The 24462-nt window shown below is 75.1% G+C and carries 23 protein-coding genes; 13 read left to right on the top strand and 10 right to left on the bottom strand.

Annotated elements, in window-relative coordinates:
* Nucleotides 1-19: 19 nt before the first annotated feature.
* The 5 genes from LPA42_RS12520 to LPA42_RS12500 form a co-directional block, all read right to left on the bottom strand.
* Nucleotides 20-1081, bottom strand: a complete 1062-nt coding sequence (locus LPA42_RS12520) for an ABC transporter ATP-binding protein (RefSeq protein ID WP_077939736.1) — start codon at nt 1079-1081, stop codon at nt 20-22.
* Nucleotides 1078-1926, bottom strand: a complete 849-nt coding sequence (locus LPA42_RS12515; protein ID WP_077939735.1) for an ABC transporter permease — start codon at nt 1924-1926, stop codon at nt 1078-1080. The genes LPA42_RS12520 and LPA42_RS12515 overlap by 4 nt, the downstream gene beginning before the upstream one ends.
* Nucleotide 1927: 1 nt before the next feature.
* Nucleotides 1928-2803, bottom strand: coding sequence for an ABC transporter permease (locus tag LPA42_RS12510; protein WP_144082784.1), 876 nt, complete (start codon nt 2801-2803; stop codon nt 1928-1930).
* Between the two features lie 211 nt (nt 2804-3014).
* A complete protein-coding gene (locus LPA42_RS12505; RefSeq protein ID WP_144082783.1) occupies nt 3015-4370 on the bottom strand; it encodes an amidohydrolase in 1356 nt (451 codons plus the stop codon).
* A 33-nt stretch (nt 4371-4403) separates the two neighbouring features.
* On the bottom strand, nt 4404-6131 hold the full coding sequence (locus LPA42_RS12500) for a gamma-glutamyltransferase family protein (protein ID WP_077939732.1): 1728 nt from the start codon (nt 6129-6131) through the stop codon (nt 4404-4406).
* Between the two features lie 158 nt (nt 6132-6289).
* Here LPA42_RS12500 and LPA42_RS12495 point away from each other — a divergent pair, with 158 nt between their 5' ends.
* Entirely contained in the window at nt 6290-7051 is a 762-nt protein-coding gene (locus LPA42_RS12495) for a sulfite exporter TauE/SafE family protein (protein ID WP_096761717.1), read from the top strand.
* A gap of 58 nt (nt 7052-7109) precedes the next feature.
* Here the strand turns inward: LPA42_RS12495 and LPA42_RS12490 are convergent, their stop codons facing one another.
* Entirely contained in the window at nt 7110-7613 is a 504-nt protein-coding gene (locus LPA42_RS12490) for a RidA family protein (protein ID WP_077939730.1), read from the bottom strand.
* A 64-nt stretch (nt 7614-7677) separates the two neighbouring features.
* Here LPA42_RS12490 and LPA42_RS12485 point away from each other — a divergent pair, with 64 nt between their 5' ends.
* Entirely contained in the window at nt 7678-8178 is a 501-nt protein-coding gene (locus LPA42_RS12485; RefSeq protein WP_077939729.1) for a RidA family protein, read from the top strand.
* Complete coding sequence (locus LPA42_RS12480; RefSeq protein WP_144082782.1) at nt 8175-9431, top strand: MFS transporter; 1257 nt, start codon at nt 8175-8177, stop codon at nt 9429-9431. The genes LPA42_RS12485 and LPA42_RS12480 overlap by 4 nt, the downstream gene beginning before the upstream one ends.
* 30 nt (nt 9432-9461) lie before the next feature.
* On the opposite strand, the gene LPA42_RS12475 is transcribed toward LPA42_RS12480, so the two are convergent.
* Nucleotides 9462-10481: a phosphotriesterase gene (locus LPA42_RS12475; protein ID WP_077939727.1), complete on the bottom strand. Its 1020-nt coding sequence runs from the start codon at nt 10479-10481 to the stop codon at nt 9462-9464.
* Between the two features lie 85 nt (nt 10482-10566).
* Nucleotides 10567-12120 carry a gamma-glutamyltransferase gene (locus LPA42_RS12470; RefSeq protein WP_228986562.1) on the bottom strand — a complete coding sequence of 518 codons (1554 nt, stop codon included), beginning with the start codon at nt 12118-12120 and terminating at the stop codon, nt 10567-10569.
* Nucleotides 12121-12239: 119 nt separating this feature from the next.
* On the opposite strand from LPA42_RS12470, the gene pcaH reads away from it, so the two are divergent.
* The 9 genes from pcaH (at nt 12240) to LPA42_RS12425 (ending at nt 19875) form a co-directional block, all read left to right on the top strand.
* Nucleotides 12240-12971 (top strand): protocatechuate 3,4-dioxygenase subunit beta, encoded by a 732-nt coding sequence (gene pcaH, locus LPA42_RS12465; protein ID WP_077939726.1) that lies wholly within the window; start codon nt 12240-12242, stop codon nt 12969-12971.
* The gene (gene pcaG / locus LPA42_RS12460) at nt 12964-13536 is read left to right on the top strand and encodes a protocatechuate 3,4-dioxygenase subunit alpha (RefSeq protein ID WP_077939725.1); all 573 of its coding nucleotides are present in this window, start codon (nt 12964-12966) and stop codon (nt 13534-13536) included. Before pcaH ends, pcaG begins: the two co-directional genes overlap by 8 nt.
* Nucleotides 13511-14878, top strand: coding sequence for a 3-carboxy-cis,cis-muconate cycloisomerase (pcaB, locus tag LPA42_RS12455; protein WP_077939724.1), 1368 nt, complete (start codon nt 13511-13513; stop codon nt 14876-14878). The genes pcaG and pcaB overlap by 26 nt, the downstream gene beginning before the upstream one ends.
* Entirely contained in the window at nt 14875-15657 is a 783-nt protein-coding gene (gene pcaD / locus LPA42_RS12450; protein WP_077939723.1) for a 3-oxoadipate enol-lactonase, read from the top strand. Before pcaB ends, pcaD begins: the two co-directional genes overlap by 4 nt.
* Before the next feature lie 55 nt (nt 15658-15712).
* Nucleotides 15713-16063 (top strand): 4-carboxymuconolactone decarboxylase, encoded by a 351-nt coding sequence (gene pcaC, locus LPA42_RS12445; RefSeq protein ID WP_043969478.1) that lies wholly within the window; start codon nt 15713-15715, stop codon nt 16061-16063.
* 124 nt (nt 16064-16187) lie between these two features.
* Nucleotides 16188-17006: a CoA transferase subunit A gene (locus LPA42_RS12440; RefSeq protein WP_077939721.1), complete on the top strand. Its 819-nt coding sequence runs from the start codon at nt 16188-16190 to the stop codon at nt 17004-17006.
* Nucleotides 17007-17032: 26 nt separating this feature from the next.
* Complete coding sequence (locus LPA42_RS12435) at nt 17033-17773, top strand: CoA-transferase (RefSeq protein ID WP_176734258.1); 741 nt, start codon at nt 17033-17035, stop codon at nt 17771-17773.
* Nucleotides 17770-18951 (top strand): thiolase family protein, encoded by a 1182-nt coding sequence (locus LPA42_RS12430; protein WP_077939719.1) that lies wholly within the window; start codon nt 17770-17772, stop codon nt 18949-18951. Before LPA42_RS12435 ends, LPA42_RS12430 begins: the two co-directional genes overlap by 4 nt.
* Before the next feature lie 141 nt (nt 18952-19092).
* Complete coding sequence (locus LPA42_RS12425) at nt 19093-19875, top strand: IclR family transcriptional regulator (protein WP_077939718.1); 783 nt, start codon at nt 19093-19095, stop codon at nt 19873-19875.
* A 48-nt stretch (nt 19876-19923) separates the two neighbouring features.
* Here LPA42_RS12425 and aceB read toward each other — a convergent pair whose 3' ends face one another.
* Nucleotides 19924-21534 (bottom strand): malate synthase A, encoded by a 1611-nt coding sequence (aceB, locus tag LPA42_RS12420; protein ID WP_077939717.1) that lies wholly within the window; start codon nt 21532-21534, stop codon nt 19924-19926.
* A complete protein-coding gene (aceA, locus tag LPA42_RS12415; RefSeq protein WP_077939716.1) occupies nt 21531-22802 on the bottom strand; it encodes an isocitrate lyase in 1272 nt (423 codons plus the stop codon). The genes aceB and aceA overlap by 4 nt, the downstream gene beginning before the upstream one ends.
* Before the next feature lie 197 nt (nt 22803-22999).
* Here aceA and LPA42_RS12410 point away from each other — a divergent pair, with 197 nt between their 5' ends.
* Nucleotides 23000-24424 (top strand): short-chain fatty acyl-CoA regulator family protein, encoded by a 1425-nt coding sequence (locus LPA42_RS12410; RefSeq protein WP_228986561.1) that lies wholly within the window; start codon nt 23000-23002, stop codon nt 24422-24424.
* Nucleotides 24425-24462: the final 38 nt, after the last annotated feature.

Below are 24462 nucleotides of genomic sequence, written 5' to 3'. Positions count from 1 at the left end.
CCCGGCCTGCCCGCCGCCATCACGCGACCAGCTTGAGCTGCTCACCCACGGCGGCCGGGTGGATCACGTGGACCCGGTCGGAGTCCGCGCACCCGAGCGTCACCTCGCTGCCGGGCAGCAGCGCGCCGGCGTCGGTGTGCGGCGGCAGCGAGCAGACCACGCTGCGCCCGGCCGGGGTGGTCACCTCCAGCCGGAAGCGGCTGCCCTGGAAGCTGAGCAGGCGGACCACGCCGCGCACGTGCCAGCGGTCGCCGAGCTGGCCGGCGTCGAGCACGACCAGGTCCTCCGGGCGGACCACCGCCGTGCCGGTCGCCGGTGCGCCCGAGTCGACCGGCAGCGGCCCCTGTCGGTCGGCCGGGAAGAGGTTGGCCTCGCCGAGGAAGCTCGCGACGTACTCGTTGACCGGCCGGCGGTAGAGGTTCTCCGGCGAGTCGACCTGCACGAGCTGCCCCTCGTGCATGATCGCCACCAGGTCCGACATCGTCATCGCCTCGGCCTGGTCGTGGGTGACCGCGACGGTGGTGATGCCGACCTGCTGCTGGATCCGCTTGATCTCGACCTGCATCCGCTCGCGCAGCTGCTTGTCGAGGGCGGCCATCGGCTCGTCGAGCAGCAGGATGGCCGGGTCCGAGGCGAGCGCGCGGGCCAGCGCCACCCGCTGCCGTTGACCGCCGGAGAGCGACGCCGGGGCCCGGTCCACCATGCCGCCGAGGTCGACCAGGTCCAGCATCTCCTGGACCACGCGCCGCCGCTCGGCAGCCGGCCGGCGGGCCGCCCGCAGCGGGAAGGCGACGTTCTCCCCCACGCTCATGTGCGGGAACAGGGCGTACGACTGGAAGACGACCCCGACCCGGCGCTTGCGCGGCGGCCGGCGCTCGACGTTGGCCCCGTCGAACAGCACGTGCCCGGAGTCGAGCTGCTGCAGCCCGGCGATGACGTTGAGCAGCGTGGTCTTGCCGCTGCCGCTGGCGCCGAGCAGCGTCACGAACGTGCCCGGCTCGGCGTCGAGGCTCACCCCCCGCAGGACCTCGAACTGGCCGAGGGTGACGTGGACATCCTTGATCGACAGCGCGATGCTCATGCGGTCGCGGCCTTTCGGGAGAGACGCCGGGCGCGGGCCGCCCGGCGGTTGGAGAACAGGCTGTAGCCGCCGAGCAGCGCGACGGCGAGCATCGAGACCAGCGTCGAGGCGGCGGTGAGCTGCGGCGACAGCTCCTCCTGCGACGCGGTGAGCATCTGCAACGGGAGGGTCTTGACGCCGATCGGGGTCAGGAAGACCGAGAGGACGACCTCGTCGAAGATCACGGCGAAGGCGAAGACCGCGCCGGCGAGCATGTGGCCCACGATCATCGGCAGGTCGACCCGCCAGATGACCATCGGCCAGGCGGCCCCGAGCGTGCTGGCCACCGGCCGCAGCGCGGGGTCGGCCTGGCTCAGGCCGGAGGAGACCATCACGAAGACGTACGGCACGGCGAGCAGCGCCTCGCCGAGGACCAGCAGGGCGAGGTTGTCCTGCAGGGCCTCGGCCCGGAGGCTGACCGAGTAGAGGCCGACGGCGTACGCCACGGGCGGGATGGCCATCGGCACGATGAAGAGCGTGCGGACCCAGCTGCGCGCCGTCCGCGAGCGCAGCCGGGTCAGCGCCAGCGCGCCGAGGGTGCCCAGCGCCACCGAGATGACGGTGCCCAGCCCGGCCACCCGCAGCGACACCTTGAACGCGTCCATCCACTCCAGATCGTTGAGCACCCCGGAGTACGACTGCAGGGAGAAGCCGTCCGGCGGGAAGATGATGAACGAGGTCTCCGTCCAACTGGTCGCCACGACGACCAGGAACGGGACGTAGAACAGCAGGCTGGTCACCAGCGCGACGGCCAGGATGGGCAACCGGTACCAGCCGAGGCTGCGGCGCAGCGGGGAGTCGGTCATGTCAGCCCCACCTCTCGCTGACCTTGAACAGCCGGTCGGCGACCAGGTAGATGGCCACCGTGCCGCCGACCAGCAGCAGGCTCATCGCCGCGCCGACGTCGGCGCGGTTGGCGGTGTTGAGCTGGGCGTTGATGATGCCGGACATGGTCATGTTGGCGGGCCCGCCGAGCAGCAGCGGGGTCACGTAGAAGCCCAGGCTCATCACGAACACCAGGACGCCGCCGCTGATCATGGCCTGGCGGATCGCCGGCAGCACGACCGCGCCGAGGGTGAGCAGCGGCCCCGCGCCGAAGACGGTGGCGGCCTTGAGCTGCTCGCGGTCGAAGCCGATGACGGACGCCAGCACCGGCAGCACGGCGAACGGCAGCATCACGGCGATCATCGCCGGGTACATCGCCGCGGTGCTCTGGTAGAAGTCGATCGGCTCGCTGCGCAGGTGCAGCAGCTCCAGCACCCAGAAGAGCGCGCCGGTCGGGAGTTCGAGGAGCATCCAGCCGATCGTGCGCACCATGACCGACGTCCAGAGGGAGATCAGCAGGCCGCCCATGAGCAGCGCCTTGACCCACACCGGCCCGACCGCGATGGCGAACGCGTAGCAGGTGCCGACGACGACCGTCGCCACGGTCACCACCGCCGCGAGCAGCAGGGTGCGCCACACGGAGTCGACGAAGACCTCCATCCGCAGGGACTCGGCGAAGGCGTTGCCCTCGCCGGAGAGCGCCTGCTGGACCAGCGCGACGACGGGCCCGGCGACGGTGAGGAGGAAGAACACCAGTGGCGGCCACAGCAGCCAGCGCCGCTCGGCGGCGGCGCCGTCCGCCATGGGCCTGCGCCGTCGGGTGGTGGCCGGCGCGGCGAGAGCCTGTTCCATGGTCATCTTGGCGCGCTCCGCTTCGCCGCCTGCGCTGCCCCGACGTACGCTGCGAGCTGGGGTTGCGGCCGATGAGTCATCCGGTTTCCCTTCCACCGAAACGAACTGCATTGGATCCACGGTATTGCTTTATGGATCCCGTAGCGTCCCACGTGTGTTGCCGATGTGTAAACAACCGCGCCCAGTCCCGTCGACGGCCGGTGGCGGGCCCCGGCGCTCATGCCGGCGCCCGGTGGACCGTCCGGCCGCCGACCACCGTGCGCAGCACCCGCAGGGTCGGCAGCTCGTCGGGCGGCACGCCCAACGGGTCCCGGTCGAAGGCGACCCAGTCGGCCAGCCGGCCGGGCGCGAGGCGGCCCCGCCGGTCGCCGCCGAAGGCCGCCACGGCGGCCGTCGCGGTGTACGCGGCCAGCGCCTCCGCCACGGTGATCGCCTCCTGCGGGGCGAGCGGCTCCGCCCGGCCCCGGACCCGCCGGGTGACCGCCGACCAGATCAGCTCGCGGGGGTCGAACGGGAAGAACGGGCCGTCGGAGCCGAGCACCACCGGGACCCCCGCGTCGAGCCAGGACCGCAGCGGGTTCATCCGTTCCGCCCCCGCGCCGAGCTGCGCGACGAGGCCGGCGGCGTTGCGCAGCGGGATCGACGGCTGGGCGGCCAGGACGACGCCGAGGCGGGCGGCGAGGGCCATCGACTCCGGCTCGACCTCCAGGTAGCCGTGGATCACCTGCCACTGCCGGCCGGCGATGGGGTGCTTGCGGTCGGCCTCGGCGAAGCAGTCGAGCACCGCGGCGATCGCGGCGCCGCCGACCGCGTGCACCCCGACCGACCAGCCCTCGGTGGCGCAGAAGTCCACCAGCCGCTGGAACTGCGCGGTGGGCAGGCGCTGCCGCCCGGTGGAGCCGCTGTGCGGCCACGGCGTGCGCCGCAGCGCCTCGCCCTTCATCGCCTCACCGTCGAAGTAGACCTTGATGCCGCCGACGCGCAGCAGGTCGTCGCCGTCGCCGGTGCGCAGGCCCAGGCCCCGCAGCCACCCGATCGCCCCGTCGACGTCCGGGTCGGCGAACCCGCCCACCTCGGGGTACGGCATGGCCACCACCCGCATGGTCAGCTCGCCCCGCCGCCGGCTCTCCTGGTAGCCGCGCAGCTCCTCGGGGGTCGCCGCGGGGTCGATGATCCCGGTGAAGCCGAGCTGGTGCATCAGCGGCTGCACCAGCCGCAGGGCGGCGGCCCGGTCGGCGGGGGTCGGTGGCTGCGGCCCCCACCCGGCCGCGAAGCCCTTCTCCCGCATGGTCGCGATCACCAGGTCGAGATCGTGGGTGGCGTCGCCGAGGTCATGGATGATCTTGAGGCCGCCGCGCTGCATGTGCAGGTGGGTGTCGATGAGGCCGGGGATGATCGTCGCGCCGCCCAGTTCCTCGACGCGGGCCCCGGCGGGGCAGGCGGCGAGCACCTCGGCCCGGGTGCCCACGGCGGCGATCCGGTCGCCGTCCACCGCCATCGCCTCGGCCAGCGGGCGCGCCGGGTCCATCGTGTGGATCCGCCCGGCGACCACGTACGGGGGTTCAACGCTCACCACGATCTCCTCACGGAGCTGCTCGAAGGGCGGTCAGGACACGTACGCCGCCGCCGGCTGGCGCGGGTCGGCCGCCGCCTCCAGGAAGCCGGTGCGGGCGTTGCGGTAGATCGCCTCCACGGCCGCCGCGTCCCGGGTGAACGCCGGCCAGGACCGCACGTCGTGCCCCCTGGCGCGCAGCGCCTCGAGGGTCCCGGCGGGGAACCGGTCCTCCAGGAACAGCCGGGACGGCAGGTAGTCGAAGGGGGCGAACGAGTTGGGGAAGCTCCAGGTGGAGAAGCGCGGCGCGTTCACGGCCTCCTGCAACGGCATCCCGAAGTGGAAGGCGTTGAGGAAGACCTGCACCATCGCCTGCACCTGCATGTCGCCGCCGGGGCAGCCGAACGGCATGACCGAACCGTCGTCGCGCACCACGATCGCCGGGTTCGGGGTGAGCCGGGGCCGCTTGCCCGGGGCGACGCCCGACGGGTGCGCCGGGTCGGGCCGCGACTGCATGCCGCGCAGCGACGGCACGAACCCGGTGCCGGGGATCACCGGCGAGGTGGAGGCGCCGTCCGACGGCGTCGCCGAGAACGCGTTGCCCCAGGCGTCGACCACGCAGACGTACGAGGTCGCACCCTCGCCGACGACCGGCAGCTCGTCGTAGTCCTTGGGCTCGGGCAGCTGCTGCGGCGTGCCGAAGATCAGGTCGGGCAGGCCCGGGTGGGCCCGGTCGGCGTCGATGCCGGCCGCGCGGGCCGCCGCGTGTGCGGTCGACAACAGCCGCTCGACGTCGACGTCGACGAACGCCGGGTCGCCGTAGAGGTGCTCGCGGTCGCTGAAGACGCCCTTGAGCGCCTCGACGACCAGGTGCACGTACCCGGGCGAGTTGTGCTCCAGGTCCTGCAGGCCGTACGCCTCAAGGATCTGCAGCGTCTGGGCCAGCGTCGGGCCCTGGCACCAGGCGCCGCAGGTCAGCACGTCGAAGTCGCGCCAGCGGGTGGTCAGGACCGGCTCGTAACGGCAGCGGAAGTCGGCGAGGTCGCGCGCCGTGAGATAGCCGCCGTTCTCCCGGTGGTACGCGACCATCCGCTCGGCCAGCTCGCCCTCGTAGAAGACCGCCCGGGCGGCCTCCAGGCCCGCCAACCGGCCGCCGGTGGTGGCCGCCTCGGCATCGGCCATGAGCTGGATGCTGCGGGCGAGATCGGTCTGGACGAACCGCTCGCCGACCCGGGGCGGCCGGCCCTCGGGCAGGTAGATGGCCTCGTTCGCCGGCCAGTTGCGGTAGCCGCGCTGCCGCGCGGTGATCCCCTCGACCAGCAGCGGGAAGGCCGCGAACCCGTCGCGGGCGAGCCGGATGGCGGCCTCGGCGACCTGGCCGAAGCTCATCGTGCCGTAGTCGCGCAGCGCCGTGATCCAGGCGTCGGGGGCCGCCGGCACGACGGTGCGCAGCAGGCCGCGCGGGATCGCGCCGGCGTGCTCGCGCTGGAAGAGGTCGGCCGGTATCCCCGCGGGCCACACGCCGAGGCCGTCGATGCTGACGGTCGTCCCGTCGGCCATCCGGATCATGATCGGGGCCACGCCCGCGAAGTTGACCTCGTCGGCGTGCAGGACGGCCAGCGCCATGCCGGCGCAGCAGCCGGCGTCGACGGCGTTGCCGCCGGCGTCGAGGATCGCCAGGGCGGCGGAGCTGGCGAGGTAGTGCCCGGACGAGACGGCGTGCCGGGTGCCCAGGACGGTCGGGTGGGGTACGTGCCAAGCCGGAGCGCTCTCGTGGCCCATCGGGCTCCTCTTCGTCAGCGGCGCCTGTGCCGTCCGGACAGGGCGGGCCGGCGGGACCCGGCGGGGGCGGGCCCGGCGCCGGAGGCCGGGGTGGCCTTCCGCGCCCGAGTGATGTATCCATGCTACATGACATTGGATCCAATGCGCGAGTGCCAATCGTGACCCCGTCCCAGGCCGCCCTCCTGCTGCTCGCCGGCCTGGCCGGCGGGATCGTCAACGCCGTCGCCGGCGGCGGATCGCTGATCACCTTCCCGGCGCTGCTGGGCATCGGCCTGCCGCCCGTGTCGGCGAACGTGACCAACGCCCTCTCCGTCGCACCCGGCTACGGCGCCAGCGTCCTCGGCAGCCGCGCCGACCTGGCCGGGCAGGCCCAGCGGATCCGCCGCGCGGTGCCGACGGCCGTCCTCGGCGCGCTCTGCGGCACCGTGCTGCTGCTGGTCACGCCCCGCGCGGTCTTCGACGTCGTGGTGCCGTTCCTGGTGCTCGGCGCCACCGCGCTGCTGGCGTTCCAGGGCCGGGTGCGCGCGATCGCCGGGCAGCCCCGGGCCCACTCCCCCCGCCGGGCCGGCGCGGCCCTGCACCTGGCCGTCTTCGGCTGCGGGCTGTACGGCGGCTACTTCAACGCAGCACTCGGCCTGCTGCTCATCGCCGGCCTGGCGCTCGTCCTCGACGACTCGCTGCGCCGGGTCAGCGCGCTGAAGAACGTCCTCTCGGCGACGGTGGGCGTGGTGACCATCCTGGTCTACGGCGTGTTCGGGCCGGTCAACTGGGCCGCCACCGGGGTGCTGGTGCCGGCGACCATGCTCGGCGGCTTCCTCGGCGCCCGGCTCGCCCGACGGCTGCCGCCCGCCCTGCTGCGCGCGGTCATCATCGTCTTCGGCGCGGTCGTCGGCGGCGTGCTGCTGGTCCGGGCGTTCTGACCCCGCGCGGCCGGGGCGGGCGACCGTCGCCGGCCGCGCGCCCACCCGGGCGGGCGGGTCAGGAGTCGGCCGCGCCGCGGGTCTCGACGACGGTGAGGATCTCGAAGACGTTGCCGCCCGACAGGCTCAGCACACCCACGCTCGCCGAGGTGGCCCGCCCGACCCGGTCGCCGAAGACCTCCACGAAGAGGTCGCCCGCGCCGTTGGCGACCAGGTTGACGTCGCTGAACTCCGGGGTCGTCACGACCAGGCAGAGGGTACGCACGAAGGAGGTGACCTCGTCGAGGGAGCCGACCGCGAAACGGATCAGCCCGAGCACGTTGACGGCGGTGTAGCGGGCCGCCTCGTAGCCCTGCTCCGGCGTGACGGTCGCGCCGACCCGACCCGGGAACACCTTGTTGCCCTGCCGGTCCTCCGGGGTCATGCCGCCGAGGGTGAGGGTGCGGCCCGACCGGTGGAACGGCTTCATCGCGCCGTACCGCTCGCCGTAGGGCGGGTCGGCGTAGTCGGGGATCACCAGGCCCAGCTCGGCCACGCGCTGCTCAGGGGTCGGGGTCGTCATGCCAGCCTCCTCCGGTTAAAGTGGATCCACTCTAACCATCTTCGGATACAAATCGGGAGAGTCTGTGGCCAGTGCGGAGCAGAGAGTCCGGGAACTCGGCCTGGAGATCCCCGACTACGCCGACCCACCGTACGGGCGGCGCTACGGCCGGCTGAAGCCGTTCCACCGCATCGGCGACCTGCTCGAACTCAGCGGGCTCACGCCCGAGAACCGGGCCGGCGAGCGGCTGCACCCCGGGGTGGTCGGGGTCGACGTCACCGTCGCGCAGGGCTACCAGGCGGCCCGGCTGACCGCGGTCCACACGCTCGGGATGATCCGGCTCGCGCTCGGCTCGCTCGACAACGTGGTGAGCCTGTCCCGCGCCCTGTGCTTCGTGGCCTGCCCACCCGGGTTCGAGCCGCTGCACGAGGTCTCCAACGGCGCGACTGACCTCTTCGTCGAGGTGTTCGGCGACGAGGTCGGCAGCGTGGGGCGGGCGTCGATCGGCGCGACCGCGCTGTCCCGGCGCAACTGCTTCGAGCTGTGGCTCAGCCTGGAGTGCGCGCCGGAACCGACGGCGTCATGACGTCGCCCCGCGACGTCACCCGGACCGTACCCTTCTGGCTCCTCTTCGCCGCCTCGACCCTGGGCGCGATGACCAACTCCGCCAGCACCCCGATCATCCCCGGCTACGTCGAACGCGTGCTCGGCGGCGACGCGTCCCTGTCCGGCGTGCTCATCTCGCTCAGCGCGGTCGCCTCGATGGTCGCCATGCCCGTGGCCGGGATGCTCGGCGACCGACGCGGCTACCGGACGGTGGCGTTGGCCGGCGGCGGCACGGCGGCACTCGGGATGCTCCTGCTGGCGGCGGTGCCCTCCCTGTGGGGCGCCGGCCCGGCCCGGCTGCTGTTCGGCCTCGGCAACGCCGCCGCGATGACGCTCGTCATGGCCTGGCTGGTCGCGCTGGCGCCCACCGGGCAACGCGGCCGGGCGTTGAGCGTCTTCGGGCTGAGCGTGTGGCTCGGGCTCGCCGTCGGCCCGCAGGTCGGCGTGGCCGTGAACCAGGCGGTCGGGCCCGCCGGCGTGTTCGCGCTGTGCGCCGTCCTGGAGGTGGCCACCGTCGTACTCGTCGCCTGGCTGCCCCGGCCGGCGCGGCCACCGGCGGCCCCCCACAGCCGGGGCGCGGGCGCGGTCCGGGGCTCCTTCCGCGCGGTCTGGGTGCCGGGCGTCGTCGCCGCCGCGGCCTGGTGCGGCGAGGGGCTGATGCTCGGCTTCCTCCTCGTCCACCTCCAGGCCCGGGGCGTGCCGGCCGGCGGCGTCACGGGCGCGGCCTCCGTGTTCGCGGTCTTCTCGATCAGCGTGATCGGGGCGCGGATCGCCCTGGCGGGCCTGCCGGACCGGATCGGCCCGGTCCGCGCGACCGCGGTCTCGCTGTGCGCGCTCGCGGCCGGCCTGGTCACCATGGGCCTGGCGCCGAACTTCTGGGTGGCCGCGGCGGCCCAGGTCCTGATCGGCATCGGGTTCTCGCCGCTGTACCCGTCGCTGACGATGCTCGCCGCCCGGGGCCTGGACGGCGCGAACCAGGCCCTCGGCCTCGGCCTGTTCTCCAGCTTCACCGGCCTCGGCAACGCCGGCGGCGCGCTCGTCGGCGGGCTCGTCATCGCCGCCGCCTCGACGGGCTGGGCGTTCCTCCTCGTCGCGGCGCTGCAGGTGGCGGCGCTGGTCGTCGTCGCGGCCTTCGCCCGCGAAGCCCCGCCCGACCGGCCCGGCGCGGCACCTGGCCGGCCCGGCGCGGCACCCGACCCGGCCGACGGGGTGCCTGGGCCGGCCGTCGGCTGACGACGCGGCCCGGGCCCCGCCCGGCAGTGGTCAGGGGCGGTCGAGCAGGCGGCGGGGGTTGCCGACGAGGATCGTGTCGACGACGGTGGGGTCGCCCCCGGCGAGGTCGGCGATCGCCGGGCCGATCCGGCGGAAGAGATGGTCGTAGCCGTTGCCGCCGTTGCGGCGGAGGTTCGCCTGCGTCCAGACGTCCGCGCCGACCACGAGCTGCCCGCCGAACCCCTCGCTCAACAGCCACCCGACCATGTCGAGCCGCTCCGCGTCGGTGGGATTGCGCAGGGCCGGCGTGCCGTAGTAGAAGTCCGAGCCGAACGTGTCGTAGGCGAGCACGGCGCCCGCCTGGGCGATCTCGCGGTGGTAGCCGCGGTCCCACCGCTCGTCGAGGTGGCCGATGACCACGCGGTCCGCCGGCATCCCCTCCTCCAGCAGCGCCGCCAGCACCGGTACGCCGCCCGCGCCCCGGAAGGACAGGTGCATGTAGACGGCCGCGCCGGTGCGGGCGCCGGCCCGGCCGGCGGCGCGCACCATCCGCCACTCGGCGTCGGTGATCGGCCAGCTCGTGCCGATCTCGCCGAGCAGGGCGGGCCTGATGCCGGTGTCGCCGATGCCGTCGGTCAGCTGCGCCACGAGCAGCTCGGTGAGCTCGTCGACGCCCGCCGCCCGCACGTGCGCCGGCATCGTCTCCTCCACGTAGAAGCCCGAGCCGACGCAGACGTGCACCCCGGCGCGGCGCGCGATCTCCGGCAGGTCCCCGACGCGCCGGCCCATCCCCTCCAGGGTGAGCTCCACGACGGCCGATCCGCCGGCCGCCCGCACGTGGGCGAGCTCCTCGGCGGCGACGTCGGGGTCGTGCAGGATCAGGTTCTCCTCCAGCGACAGCGCGTTCCATCGCAGGTACGACGCGAGCTGCGGGCCCATCGGCACGCCCACGGGCGGCAGCTCCCGGGGCGGCTTCGACCAGATGCGCAGATCGCTCAGCAGGTGCTCGTGCATGGACGTCGGCCCGAGCTGCTCCGGCGCGATCAGCCCGAGGACGGTGTGGATCGGCATGGTGCTCCTTCTGGTCGGACTCGGACGGTGGCTCGGACTACGACCCGGACGGTGGCTCGGACTGCGACCCGGACCCGGGCAGGGCTCAGGCTCGGTGGTGGGGGCCCGGGGCCCGGACCACCACGGCCGCGCCGTCGGCGCGGGGGTCGCTGGCGGCCTGCAACGCCGCGCCGTCGCGCCCGTCGCGGCTGCGCACGACCTGGACGTGGCCGGCGGCGTCGGCCCGGCCCGGGAACCAGGCGACGGGCAGGCCGGCGGCCCGCGCCGCGTCGACCACCCGGTCGTCCACGCCCGGCTCGGCCACCAGGGTCAGGTCGGCGTGGCCCAGGTCGACGTCGCCGACCACCCAGCGCGGCCGGGCCAGCACCTCGTCGAGCGGGCGGGCCAGGTCCGTCGTCGCGGGGACCAGCTGGGCCAGGATCCACGGCTGGGCGCGGCCGCCCTGGCAGCCCGCGACGACCGTGGCCTCGGCGGAGTGGACGATGACCGGGCAGAGCGTGTGCGGGGGCCGGGCCCCGGGCACGAGCCGCGCCGGTGACGCGGGGTCGAGGCTGAACGCCGCGCCCCGGTTGTGCAGCACGACGCCGGTCTCCGGTTCGAGCAGGCCCGCGCCGAAGGTCTGGTAGACGCTCTGCACGAGCGAGACGCTCCAGCCGGCGTCGTCGCTGGCCACCACCGCGACCGTGTCACCGCGGGCGGGCGGCTCGGCCGGGCCGGCGGCGGCCGCAGGGGCGTCGAGCCGCAGCAGGGCCGCCAGGTCGGCCCCGCCCGTGCGGGGGTCGCCGAGGAACCCGGCCCGGGCGGCGACCCCGGCCAGGCTGGCGTCGAGCAGGCGCGCCGGGTCGGGTTCGCCGTCGCCGTCGGCCACCGCGCCCGCGACGCCGAGCAGGACCGCCCCGACGGACGGGGGCGGCGCGACCGACCAGGTGCGGCCCGCGATCTCCCGGGTCACCGCCGGCCCCGTCTGCGGCCGGTAGCCGGCGAAGTCGGCGAGCGTGTGGGCACCGCCCAGGGATCCCAGCAGCCGTACGATGGCCCGCGCCGTCTCCCCCTCGTACAGGTCACGCGGGTCGGCGGCGAGCCGGCGCAGCGTGGCCGCGAGCGCCGGCTGGCGCAGCGTCGCCCCCTGCCGCAGCGGACGCCCGTCGGGCGCGAACACCGACCTCAGCCCCGGGTCGGCCAGCACGGTGTCGCGGCGGCTGTCGAGGGCGCGTTCGAGTCCCGCGCTGACCCGGGTGCCGGCCTCGGCGACGGCCGCCGCCTCCCGCAGCGGCGTGGCGAGCGGGAGCAGCGCGCCGAGCCGGGCCAGCTCCCGCCAGCCAGCGACGACGCCGGGGACGGTGACGGAGTGCGCGCCCTGCCCCGGCATGGTCCGCCACCCCGCCGCCGGCCGGTCGATCCCGCGCGGCGCGGTGCCCGCCGCCACCACCGCCGTCGTCTCCCCCTCGGGCGAGCGGACCACCGCGATGAGGTCGCCGCCGAGGGCGCACTGGTGCGGGTAGACCACGGTGAGCGCGCAGGCGGCGGCGAGGGCCGCGTCGAGGGCGTTGCCGCCGGCGGCGACGGCGCGCTCGCCGGCGCGGACGGCCTCGTGGTGCGGGGCGGCGAGGGCGACGGTCATGACCCCGACCTGCGCCACGCCGCGACGGTGGCGGCGTCGTGCGGTACGTCGTCGAGTCTGCTCACGCGGGCCCCCACTTTCCAATCAAGGGATCCAAAAGTAGCATGCGTGGATCCAACCCGCGAGGGAGTCGCCCCATGGACCACCCCGTCAGCACGCTGCCGACGTACCGGCGTGACGACGTCGACGCCCACCCGCCCCTGCTCAGCCCGGGCTACCGGTCGACGGTGCTCCGCGCGCCGAGCCGACCGCTGGTGTACCTGCCGCAGCGGCTCACGGAGGTCACCGGGCCGCTGCTCGGCGAGGGCCGGCTCGGCCCGCTCGACCACGACCTGACCCGGCAGCACGACGGCGAGCCGCTCGGCCAGCGGATCATCGTGCACGGCAGGGTCCACGACGGCGACGGGCGGCCCGTGCCGCACACCCTGGTGGAGATCTGGCAGGCCAACGCCGCCGGCCGCTACCGGCACGCGGTGGACAACTGGGCTGCGCCGCTGGACCCCCACTTCGACGGCGTGGGCCGGGTTTGCACGGACGAGCGGGGGCGCTACCGGTTCGTCACGGTGCAGCCGGGCGCGTACCCCTGGCGCAACCACGACAACGCGTGGCGGCCCGCGCACATCCACTTCTCGCTGTTCGGCCGGGCGTTCACCCAGCGCCTGGTGACGCAGATGTACTTCCCCGGCGACCCGCTCTTCTTCCAGGACCCGGTGCTCAACTCGATCCCCGACCCGGCGGCGCGCCAGCGGCTGGTCGCCCGCTACGACCACGCGACGACCCGCCCGGAGTGGGCCCTGGCGTACGAGTTCGACATCGTGCTGCGGGGCCGGGAGAGCACGCCCTTCGAGGACGAGGACGACGATGAGTGAGCGCCACGGCGTGACCCCGGCCCAGACCGTCGGGCCGTACCTGAGCATCGGCCTGCGCTGGCCCGACGGCCCGCACGTGGTCCCGCCCGGCGCCCCGGGCTCCTTTTGGGTGCGCGGCCGGATCACCGACGGCGCGGGAGCGCCGGTCGTGGACGCCCTGGTCGAGAGCTGGCAGGCCGACCCGGACGGCCGGTTCGACCACCCCGACGACCCGCGCGGCGCGCGGGCGTCGTCGGTGGCCGGCTTCCGGGGGTTCGGGCGCAGCGAGACCGACGACCAGGGGTGGTACGCGTTGCTGACCGTGCGGCCCGGGGCCCTGCCGGCACCGGACGGCGGGACCGAGGCGCCGCACCTGAACCTGTCGGTGTTCGGGCGCGGGCTGCTGCACCGGGTCGTGACCCGGCTCTACTTCCCCGACGAGCCGGCGGCCAACGCCGCCGACCCCGTCCTGCGCGGTGTCGACGCCGACCGGCGGGGCACCCTCGTCGGCCGGGAATCCGCCGACGGGGTGCGCTTCGACATCCGGCTCCAGGGTGACGATGAGACCGTCTTCTTCGCCGTCTGACGGCCTGCTCTCGGGCCTGTCCGGCGACCCCGGGGTCGACGCGCAGCTCACCGACCGGGCGCTGCTGCGGGCGCTGCTGGACGCCGAGGCCGCGCTCGCGGCCGCCGGGGCCGACTGCGGGGTGCTGCCCCGGGCGGCGGCCGAGGCGATCGGGGCGTGCTGCCGGGCCGACCTGTTCGACCCGGCGGCCCTCGGCCGGGCCGCCGAGGACGCCGGCAACCCGGTGGTGCCGCTCGTGCGGCAGCTCACCGCGGCCCTGCCCGAGCCGGCCCGCGCCTGGGTGCACCTCGGGGCGACCAGCCAGGACGTCCTCGACACCGCGCTGATGCTGGTCGCGGCGCGGGCGGCCGGGCCGCTGCTGGCCCACCTGGACCGGGCCGCCGACGCCGCGGCCCGGCTGGCCGCCGCCCACCGCGACACGGTCATGCTCGCCCGCACCCTCGGCCAGCAGGCCGCGCCGACCACGTTCGGCCTGAAGGCCGCCGGTTGGCTGGTCGGCCTGGCCGAGGCCCGGACCCGGCTCGACGCGGTCCGCGCGGCGCTGCCGGCGCAGCTCGGCGGCGCGGTCGGCACGCTCGCCGCGCTCGGCCCGGCCGGGCCGGCGGTCGCCGCCCGCTTCGCCGCCCGCCTCGGCCTCGCCGCGAGCCCGCTGCCCTGGCACACCCGCCGCCAGCCGCTGCTCGACCTCGCCGCCGCGCTCGGCGGGCTGCTCGCCGCCACCGGCAAGACCGCGCTCGACGTCGGGCTGCTCGCCCAGGTCGAGGTCGGCGAGGCGGCCGAGGGCGACGCGGCCACGGGCGCCGGGCCGGGCCGGGGCGGCTCGTCGGCGATGCCGCACAAGCGCAACCCGGTCGACTCGGTCCTCGTCGGCGCGGCGGCGCGGCGCGGGCCCGGCCTGGTCGCCACCCTGTACGCCGCCGCCGTGCAGGAGCACGAGCGGGCCGCCGGAGCCTGGCACGCCGAGTGGGAGCCGCTGCTCGACCTGCTGCACCTGGCCGGCGGCGCGGCCGCCCGCACCGCCCGGATGCTGGGCGGGCTGCGGGTCGACGCGCGCCGGATGCGGGCCAACCTCGACGCCACCGGCGGCCTCGTGCTGGCCGAGGCGGTGGCCGCGCGGCTGACGCCCGCCCTGGGCCGGGGCGCGGCGCACGACGTCGTCGCGCGGGCCGCGGCCGGGCCCGACTTCCGCGCCGCGCTGCTGGCCGCCCCCGAGGTCCGCGCGCACCTGGGTCCGCGCGAGATCGACGAGGCGCTCGACCCGTACGGCTGGCTCGGCTCCGCCGGGCTCCTCGTCGACCGGGCGCTGGCCGACCACCGCGCGCACCGGGCCGGGCCCTCGTGACGTCCCGCCTGCACGCCACCGTCGACGGCCCGCCCGACGCGCCGGTCCTCGTGCTCGGCAGCTCGCTGGGCACCACCGCCGCCATGTGGGAACCACAGCTGGCCGAGCTCACCGCCCACTTCCGGGTGGTCCGGTACGACCACCTCGGCCACGGCCGCTCGGCGGTACCGCCGGGCCCGTACACCATCGAACTGCTCGGCCGGGAGGTGCTGCGCCTGCTCGACGACCTCGACGCCCAGCGCGTGCACTACGCCGGGCTCTCCCTCGGCGGGATGGTCGGCATGTGGCTGGCCGCCCACGCGCCCGAGCGGGTCGGCCGGCTCGCGCTGCTGTGCACGTCGGCGGCCCTGGGCCCGGCGCGGATGTGGCACGACCGGGCGGCGGCCGTGCGCGCCGGCGGCCTGCCGGCCGTGGCCGACGCCGTGGTGGCCCGCTGGTTCACGCCCGGCTTCGCCGCCGCCCGGCCGGAGGCGGTCGCCGCCTGGCGGGCCATGCTGACCTCGACGCCGGCCGACGGGTACGCCGCGTGCTGCGCGGCGATCTCCACGATGGACCTGCGCGACGACCTGACCGGCATCCGGGCGCCCACCCTGGTCGTCGCCGGGGCCGACGACCAGGCCACCCCCGTGCCGCACGCCCGGCTGATCGCCGAACGGATCCCCGGGGCCCGACTGGCGGTCGTCGCCGACGCCGCGCACCTGGCCAACGTGCAGCAGCCCGGGCAGGTCGGCCGCCTGCTGCGCGACCACCTCGCCGAGGAGACACACCGTGACGCCTGAACCGGCACCCGAGCCATCCGGTCCCCCGCCCGAGCGCGACCGGCACGCCGCCGGCATGGCGGTCCGCCGGCAGGTCCTTGGCGACGCCCACGTCGACCGGGCCGTCGCCGCCACCGACGCGTTCACCGCCGATTTCCAGGACCTGATCACCCGCTACGCCTGGGGCGAGATCTGGTCGCGCCCCGGGCTGGACCGGCGCACCCGCAGCGTGATCACCCTCGCGGTCCTCGCCACCCTGCACCACGACGAGGAGCTGGCCATGCACGTCCGCGCCGCCCTGCGCAACGGCCTCACCCCGCAGGAGATCAGCGAGGTCCTGCTCCAGGTCGGCGTCTACGCCGGGGTGCCGGCGGCGAACCGGGCGTTCGCCGTGGCCCGGCGGGCGTTGCGGCAGGAGGACGAGTGACCGACGCGGCACGCCGTCGCCGTTGACGGCCTCCGCCGCCGGGCACTACGTTCGACATGAGTACACCCGTCCGCATAGCGAACACGATAACGCGGACGACGACAGCACAGGAGGCGGGAGGGCGATGGCGAAGATCGTCTCGCTGGCCGACGGGATCGCCGAGCTGGTGCACGACGGGGACGTGGTGGCCCTGGAGGGGTTCACCCACCTCATCCCGTTCGCCGCCGGTCACGAGATCATCCGGCAGGGGCGGCGCGGCCTGACCCTGGTGCGGATGACCCCGGACGTCATCTACGACCAGCTCATCGGGGCCGGCTGCGCCAGCCGCCTCGTCTTCTCCTGGGGCGGCAACCCCGGCGTGGGCTCGCTGCACCGCTTCCGCGACGCCGTGCAGCACTCCTGGCCGGCGCCCCTGGAGCTGGAGGAACACAGCCACGCGGGGATGGCCAACCGCTACGTCGCGGGCGCCTCCGGCCTGCCGTTCGCCGTGCTGCGCGGCTACACCGGCACCGACCTGCCCCGCCACACCGCCACCATCCGCACCGTCGACTGCCCGTTCACCGGCGAGACGCTGACCGCGCTGCCCGCGCTGCGGCCCGACGTGACCGTGGTGCACGCCCAGCGCGCCGACCGGGCCGGCAACGTGCAGATGTGGGGCATCACCGGCGTGCAGAAGGAGGCCGTGCTCGCCGCGCGCCGGTCCCTGGTCACCGTCGAGGAGTTCGTCGACGAGCTGACGCCGGTGCCGGGGCAGGTCGTCCTGCCCGGGTGGGCGATCACGGCGGTGGCCCGGGTCCCCGGCGGCGCGCACCCGTCGTACACGCAGGGCTATTCGGTGCGCGACAACGACTTCTACCGCGACTGGGACGCGATCAGCCGGGACCGCGACACCTTCCGGGCCTGGATCGCCCGGCACGTGCTGACGACGGAGGTGCCGGCGTGAGCGCGGCGGACTGGTCGGCCGACGAGATGATGACGGTCGCCGCCGCCCGGCAGCTGCGCGACGGCACCGTCTGCTTCGTCGGGATCGGCCTGCCCAGCACCGCGGCGAACCTGGCCCGCGTCACCCACGCCCCCGGCCTCGTGCTGGTCTACGAGTCGGGCTGCCTCGGCGCGAAGCCCGACCGGCTGCCGCTGTCCATCGGCGACGGCATCCTCGCCGACACCGCCGACGCGGTCGTCTCCGTGCCGGAGGTGTTCAACTACTGGCTCCAGCCCGGCCGCATCGACGTCGGCTTCCTCGGGGCGGCCCAGCTCGACCGCCACGGCAACATCAACACCACCGTCATCGGCGGCTCCTACGCCGACCCGGCGGTCCGCCTGCCCGGCGCCGGCGGCGCCCCGGAGATCGCCGCGTCCTGCGGCGAGGTGGTCGTCATCGTCCGGCAGAGCCGGCGCACGTTCACCGGGCGCGTCGACTTCGTCACCTCCGTCGGCTACGGCACGGGGCCGGGCGACCGGGCCCGGCTCGGGCTGCGCGGCGGCGGCCCCCGGACGGTGATCACCGACCTCGGCGTCCTCGAACCCGACCCGGCCACCGGCGAGCTGACCCTCACCCGGCTGCACCCCGGCGTCACCGTCGAGCAGGCCCGGGCGGCCACCGGCTGGCCGCTCGCCGTCGCCGACGGGCTGACCACCAACGAGCCCCCCACCCCCGACGAGCTCGCCGCGCTGCGGGCCCTGCAGGCCACGCTGAAGGCGACGCCATGACCCGCGACGTGTACGTGCTCGACGCCGTCCGCACCCCCATCGGCCGCCACGGCGGCGGCCTGGCCGGCGTACGCCCCGACGACCTCGCCGCGCACGTGGTGCGGGAGGTCGTCGCCCGCAGCCCCGGGCTCGACCCGGCGCGCATCGACGACGTGCTCCTCGGCGACGCCAACGGCGCCGGTGAGGACAACCGGGACGTGGCCCGGATGGCCGTCCTGCTGGCCGGCCTGCCGCCGTCGGTGCCCGGGGCGACCGTCAACCGGCTCTGCGGCTCCGGCCTGGAGGCCGTCATCGGCGCGTCCCGGGCCGTCGCCCTCGGCGACGCGTCGATCTGCCTCGCCGGCGGGGTGGAGTCGATGAGCCGCGCGCCGTGGGTGCTGCCCAAGCCCGAGGGGGCCTACCCCCGGGGGCACGAGACGCTGCACTCCACCACGCTGGGCTGGCGGATGGTCAACCCGGCGATGCCGGCACAGTGGACGGTGGCGCTGGGCGAGGGCGCGGAGATCCTCGCCGAACGCCACGGGATCACCCGCGAGCGGCAGGACGAGTTCGCGCTGGGCAGCCACCAGCGGGCCGACCGGGCCTGGCGCGACGGCGCGTACGCCGACGAGGTCGTCCCGGTGCCCGGCACCGACGTCGACCGGGACGAGAGCATCCGGCCGACCACCACCGCCGAGGCGCTGAGCCGGCTCAAGCCGGTCTTCCGGCCCGCCGGCACGGTCACCGCCGGCAACTCGTCGCCGCTGAACGACGGGGCGAGCGTCCTGCTGATCGCCGACGCCGCCGGCGCGCGGGAGATCGGGCGCGCGCCGCTGGCCCGGATCGTCTCCCGGGCCGTCACCGGGATCGAGCCCCACCTGTTCGGCATCGGCCCGGTGGCCGCCGCCGAGGAGGCGCTGCGCCGCGCCGGCCTCGGCTGGGCCGACCTCGACGTGGTGGAGCTCAACGAGGCGTTCGCCGCGCAGTCCCTGGCCTGCCTGGCCCACTGGCCCGACCTCGACCCGGCGATCGTCAACCCGCAGGGCGGCGCCATCGCCCTCGGCCATCCGCTCGGCTCCTCCGGGTCGCGCATCCTCGGGTCGCTGGCCTGGCAGCTGCACCGCCGCGGCGGGGGCCGGGGGCTCGCCGCCATCTGCATCGGGGTGGGCCAGGGCCTGGCCGTCGTCCTGGAGGCGTGACGGGACGACCGGTCCCGGGCGCCGACGCCGCGCGACCCGCGGGGCACCGGTGCCGGTCGCCGCGGACGGCGCGGCTACGCTGGCCACCGACGGTGACGGCTGCGCCAGGCCGCCCCGGGCGACCCTGCGGCAGGAGACCGAGTGACCGACGCGGCGCGATCCGGCGAGTTCGTCCAGTCGCTGGAGCGCGGCCTGGCCGTGATCCGCGCGTTCGACGCCGAGCACCCCCGGCTCACCCTCAGCGAGGTGGCGCGGGCCACCGGGCTGACCCGGGCCGCCGCCCGGCGCTTCCTGCTCACCCTGGTCGAGCTGGGCTACGTGCACACCGACGGGCGGCTGTTCTCGCTGCGCCCGCGCGTGCTCGACCTCGGCTACGCCTACCTGTCGGGCCTGGGCCTGCCGGAGGTCGCCCGGCCGCACCTGGAGGCGCTGGCCGCGCAGGTGCGCGAGTCCTGCTCGGTGTCGGTCCTCGACGGCGACGAGGTGGTCTACGTCGCCCGCGTCGCCACCAGGCGCATCATGACGGTGGGGATCAGCGTCGGCAGCCGCTTCCCCGCGTACGCGACGTCGATGGGCCGGGTGCTGCTCGCCGCGCAGCCCGCCGACTGGCTGGACGACTACCTCGCCACGGCGCGGCTACGGCCGTTGACCCGGCACACCGTCACCGACCCGGCCCGGCTGCGCGCCGCCCTGACCACGATCGCCGCACAGGGCTACGCGATCGTGGACCAGGAACTGGAGGAGGGGCTGCGTTCGCTGGCCGCGCCGATCCACGGGGAGGACGGGTCGGTGGTCGCCGCGATCAACGTCTCCGCGCACGCCAGCCGCGGCTCGTCCGAGACGATCCGCACGGAGCTGCTGCCGCCCCTGCTGGCCACCGCGAAGCGCGTCGAGGAGGACCTGGCGGCCGGTCCGGGCCGGTGAACCGGCACCGGTCCGGACCGCCACCGCGTCGGCGGCCGATGCGCCGCCTCAGCGCGCCGACGCCGCGAGCCGGCGGCCCGGGCCGAGGTGCCGGGCGTACGCGCCGGTGGTGAAGAACGCCGGCAGGTCCTCGCCGAACGCGGTGTCCTCGACGACGCGGGCGGCCCGCTCGGCGCGCTCCCGGTCGGCGGCCCCGCGACCCGTCACCAGGTCGGCCAGCTCCTGCGCGAGGATGCTCCGGACCAGTTCGTCGGTCACGCAGCCGCCGTCGGCCAGCGGGGTGCCGTGGTGCAGCCACTGCCACACCTGGCAGCGGGCGATCTCGGCGGTCGCCGCGTCCTCCATCAGGTTCCACAGGGCGACCGCCCCGGCGCCGCCGAGCCACGCGTCGATGTAGCGCAGCGCGACCGCGATGTTGGCGCGCACCCCCGCGGCGGTGACCTGGCCGGGGGTCTTGTCGACGGCGAGCAGGTCGGCGGCGGCGACGCTGACGTCGTCCCGCAGCCGGTCGAGCTGGTGCGGGCGCTCGCCCAGCACCGCGTCGAACTCCTCCCGGCAGGTGGCGACCAGCCCCGGGTGGGCGACCCACGAGCCGTCGAAGCCGTCGCCGGCCTCGCGCCGCTTGTCCGCCCGCACCCGACCCAGGGCCACCTCGTTGACCTGCGGGTCCCGGCTGGGGACGAACGCGGCCATCCCGCCGATCGCGTGCGCGCCGCGCCGGTGGCAGGTCGCCACCAACAGCTCGGTGTACGCCCGCATGAACGGCACCGTCATGGTGACCTCGGCCCGGTCGGGCAGGACGAAGTCCGACCACTGCCCGAAGTTCCTGATCACGCTGAAGATGTAGTCCCACCGGCCGGCGTTCAGGCCCGCCGAGTGCTCGCGCAGCTCGTAGAGGATCTCCTCCATCTCGAAGGCGGCGGTGATCGTCTCGATGAGGGTGGTGGCCCGGATGGTGCCGCGCGGCAGGCCCAGGCGCTGCTGGGCGAAGACGAAGACGTCGTTCCACAGCCGCGCCTCGTGGTGGCTCTCCAGCTTCGGCAGGTAGAAGTAGGGTCCGGCGCCCGCGTCGAGCTGCCGCCGCGCGCAGTGGAACAGGTAGAGCCCGAAGTCGACCAGGCTGGCCGAGATGGGCCGCCCGTCCACCACGATGCCCTTCTCCACGAGGTGCCAGCCGCGGGGCCGCACGACGATCGTGGCCAGCTCGTCGCCGAGGGCGTAGCGCTTGCCGCGCGCGTCGGTGAAGTCGATCCGCCGGTCCAGGGCGTCGATGAGGTTGAGCTGACCGGAGACCACGTTGTGCCAGGTCGGCGAGGTGGCGTCCTCGAAGTCGGCGAGCCACACCCGCGCCCCGGAGTTGAGCGCGTTGACGGTCATCTTGCGGTCGGGCGGGCCGGTGATCTCGACCCGCCGGTCGAGCAGGCCGGGCGCGGGCGGGGCCACCCGCCAGGTCGGGTCGGCGCGGATCGCGGCGGTCTCGGGGAGGAAGTCGGGGAGCTGACCGGTGGCGTACCGGTCCCGGCGGGCCCGCCGGGTGTCCAGCAGGGCCACCCGGCGGGCGGCGAACTCGCTGTCCAGCTCGACCAGGAACTCCAGCGCCGCCGGGGTGAGGACCTCGTCGAACCGGTCGGCCATCGGGCCGATGATCTCGTATCTCATGCGAACTGCTCCTCCTCGGTGGAACCGCGCAGGGCGGTGGTCTCGGCGGCCGGGTTGAGCACGGTGCTGATCAGGTCGAAGTAGCCGGTGCCGACCTCGCGCTGGTGCTTGACGGCGGTGTAGCCGGCCGGCTCGGCGGCGAACTCCCGCTCCTGCAGCGACACGTAGGCGGGCATGCCGTCGGCGGCGTAGCCGCGGGCCAGGTCGAACATCGAGTAGTTGAGGGCGTGGAAGCCGGCCAGGGTGATGAACTGGAACTTGTAGCCCATGTGGCCGAGTTCCCGCTGGAACTTGGCGATGGTGGCGTCGTCGAGGTGCTTGCGCCAGTTGAACGACGGCGAGCAGTTGTAGGCGAGGAGCTGGTCCGGGTGCTCCGCCTTGATCGCCTCGGCGAAGCGCCGGGCGATCTCCAGGTCGGGGGTGGAGGTCTCCATCCAGAGCAGGTCGGCGTGCGGGGCGTAGGCCAGGCCCCGGGCGATGCACGGCTCGACGCCGTTGCGCACCCGGTAGAAGCCCTCGGCGGTGCGCTCGCCGGTGACGAAGGGCCGGTCCCGCTCGTCGACGTCGGTGGTCAGCAGCGTGGCGGCCTGCGCGTCGGTGCGGGCGATGATGACCGACGGCACCCCGGCGACGTCGGCGGCGAGCCGCGCCGCCTCCAGGGTGCGGATGTGCGCCCCGGTCGGGACGAGCACCTTGCCGCCGAGGTGGCCGCACTTCTTCTCGGCGGCGAGCTGGTCTTCCCAGTGCACGCCCGCCGCGCCGGCCGCGATCATGGCGGTCATCAGCTCGTACGCGTTGAGCGGCCCGCCGAAGCCGGCCTCGGCGTCGGCGACGATCGGGGCCAGCCAGTCGGTCCCGTTCTCGTCGCCCTCGGCGGTGGTGATCTGGGCGGCGCGCAGCAGGGCGTTGTTGATCCGGCGCACCACGGCGGGCACCGAGTTGGCGGGGTAGAGGCTCTGGTCGGGGTAGGTGTGCCCGGCGAGGTTGGCGTCGGCGGCCACCTGCCAGCCGGAGAGGTAGATCGCCTTCAGCCCGGCCCGGACCATCTGCACGGCCTGGTTGCCGGTGAGCGCGCCCAGGGCGTGGACGTAGTCCTCGCTGTGCAGCAGCCGCCACAGCCGCTGCGCCCCGTGCCGGGCCAGGGTGTGCTCCTCCTGGATCGCCCCGCGCAGGCGCACCACGTCCTCGGCGCGGTAGCCGCGGCGCACCCCCTGCCAGCGGGGGTCGGTCTCCCACTCGGTCCGCAACTTCTCCACGGCGTTCTGCATGATGTCGTCTCCTCGGCTGTCGTGACGCCGGCGCTCCGTCGTGCCGCCCAGCGGCGTGACCGCGGTGCCCGTCCGGCGTGTCGCCAACGGTCACACGGCGTCGGCGGTGCGGTCGAGGGACGGAAGAAGCCAAGTTCTGAGAAGTTCGCGCCCCGTCTTGCGAAGTTGCGAAGGGTTATATTTGCAGCCTGCCAACGGTGCTGGGCTGCCGAAAGACCGACGAGGAGGTGAGGGCGATCAGCAAGACCTTCGCGGGCGCCCGGCTGCGCCGGATGCGCGAGGACCGCGCGCTGAGCCAGTCGCACCTGGCCCGCCTGCTCAACATCTCCCCCAGCTATCTCAACCAGATCGAGCACGACGCGCGCCCGCTGACCGTGCCGGTGCTGATGCGGATAACCGAGGTCTTCGGCGTCGACCCGACGGTGTTCGCCCCGCGCGACACGCCGCGGCTGGTCGCCGGGCTGCGCGAGGCGCTCCCGGGGCGGCCGAGCGTCGCCGACCTCACCGAGCTGGCCACCCGGCTGCCCGAGGTCGCCGAGGCCGTCCTCGACCTGCACCGGCGCTACCGGCAGGCCGACGAGCAGCTCGCCGAGCTGCTCGGCGACCGGGAGACGATCGGGCGCAGCCCGCACGACCGGGTGACCGAGTTCTTCTACCGGCGGCAGAACTACGTGCCGGACCTCGACGAGGCGGCGGAGCGGCTGGCGGCGACCATCGGGCTGCGCCGCGGCGAGGTGCGCTCCGCCTTGCAGGACCGGCTCGCCGAGCGGCACGGCGTGCAGGTGCGCCGCGACGACGCCACCCTGCTCGGCGACGAGCTGCACCGCTACCGGCCGCAGACGCGCACCCTGCACCTGTCGACGTCGCTGCGGGCCGGGCAGGAGGCGATGCGGATGGCGGCGCAGATCGCGCTGCTGGAGTTCGCCGACGTGATCGACGAGATCGTGGAGGAGGAACGCTTCGACGACGTGCAGACGCAGATCCTCACCCGGGTCGGCCTGGCGAACTACTTCGCCGCCGCGCTGATCCTGCCCTACGAGCGCTTCCTCGCCGCGGCGGAGCAGCGCCGCTACGACATCGACCTGCTCACCCAGCACTTCGCGATGGGGTGGGAGACGGTCTGCCACCGGCTCAGCACCCTGCAGCGGCCCCGCGCGCGGGGGGTGCCGTTCTCGTTCGTCCGGGTCGACCGGGCCGGCAACCTGTCCAAGCGGCAGTCCGCCACCGGCTTCCCGTTCTCGCTGACCGGCGGCACCTGCCCACTGTGGAACGTCTACGAGGCGTTCAGCTCGCCCGGCCGGGTCGTCGTGCAGGTCGCCGCGATGCCCGACGGGCAGCGCTACCTGTGGATCGCCCGCACCATCACCCGGCACCACGGCGGCTACAACCAGCCGGGGAAGGTCTACGCGATCGGGCTCGGCTGCGAGACCCGGCACGCCGAGCGGCTGGTCTACTCCGCCGGGATCGACCTGTACGCGGCCGACGCGACCACGTCGATCGGCCCCGGCTGCAAGACCTGCGAGCGGATGACCTGCCCGCAGCGCGCCGCCGCGCCGATCACGGGCCGGCTCGACCTGGACGAGAACCGCAGCACCTTCATCCCGTATCCGCTGAAGGGCTGACCCCGCCCGGCGGGATGCCGGACCCGCAGCGGCCCTGC

Source organism: Micromonospora sp. DH13 (assembly GCF_020873825.1).
In the GTDB taxonomy this organism is placed as follows: domain Bacteria; phylum Actinomycetota; class Actinomycetes; order Mycobacteriales; family Micromonosporaceae; genus Micromonospora; species Micromonospora haikouensis.
The sequence above is the reverse complement of the archived record's forward strand: the minus strand, read 5'-3'. Positions and strand labels throughout refer to the sequence as shown.

Coding starts and splice junctions, on each gene's coding strand:
- LPA42_RS12500 (WP_077939732.1), bottom strand. CDS start 6,131: ATGGGCCACGAGAGCGCTCCGGCTTGGCACGTACCCCACCCGACCGTC.
- LPA42_RS12490 (WP_077939730.1), bottom strand. CDS start 7,613: ATGACGACCCCGACCCCTGAGCAGCGCGTGGCCGAGCTGGGCCTGGTG.
- pcaH (WP_077939726.1), top strand. CDS start 12,240: ATGGACCACCCCGTCAGCACGCTGCCGACGTACCGGCGTGACGACGTC.
- LPA42_RS12440 (WP_077939721.1), top strand. CDS start 16,188: ATGGCGAAGATCGTCTCGCTGGCCGACGGGATCGCCGAGCTGGTGCAC.
- LPA42_RS12475 (WP_077939727.1), bottom strand. CDS start 10,481: ATGCCGATCCACACCGTCCTCGGGCTGATCGCGCCGGAGCAGCTCGGG.
- LPA42_RS12430 (WP_077939719.1), top strand. CDS start 17,770: ATGACCCGCGACGTGTACGTGCTCGACGCCGTCCGCACCCCCATCGGC.
- aceA (WP_077939716.1), bottom strand. CDS start 22,802: ATGCAGAACGCCGTGGAGAAGTTGCGGACCGAGTGGGAGACCGACCCC.
- LPA42_RS12520 (WP_077939736.1), bottom strand. CDS start 1,081: ATGAGCATCGCGCTGTCGATCAAGGATGTCCACGTCACCCTCGGCCAG.
- pcaG (WP_077939725.1), top strand. CDS start 12,964: ATGAGTGAGCGCCACGGCGTGACCCCGGCCCAGACCGTCGGGCCGTAC.
- LPA42_RS12435 (WP_176734258.1), top strand. CDS start 17,033: ATGATGACGGTCGCCGCCGCCCGGCAGCTGCGCGACGGCACCGTCTGC.
- LPA42_RS12480 (WP_144082782.1), top strand. CDS start 8,175: ATGACGTCGCCCCGCGACGTCACCCGGACCGTACCCTTCTGGCTCCTC.
- pcaC (WP_043969478.1), top strand. CDS start 15,713: ATGGCGGTCCGCCGGCAGGTCCTTGGCGACGCCCACGTCGACCGGGCC.
- LPA42_RS12515 (WP_077939735.1), bottom strand. CDS start 1,926: ATGACCGACTCCCCGCTGCGCCGCAGCCTCGGCTGGTACCGGTTGCCC.
- aceB (WP_077939717.1), bottom strand. CDS start 21,534: ATGAGATACGAGATCATCGGCCCGATGGCCGACCGGTTCGACGAGGTC.
- pcaB (WP_077939724.1), top strand. CDS start 13,511: ATGAGACCGTCTTCTTCGCCGTCTGACGGCCTGCTCTCGGGCCTGTCC.
- LPA42_RS12510 (WP_144082784.1), bottom strand. CDS start 2,803: ATGACCATGGAACAGGCTCTCGCCGCGCCGGCCACCACCCGACGGCGC.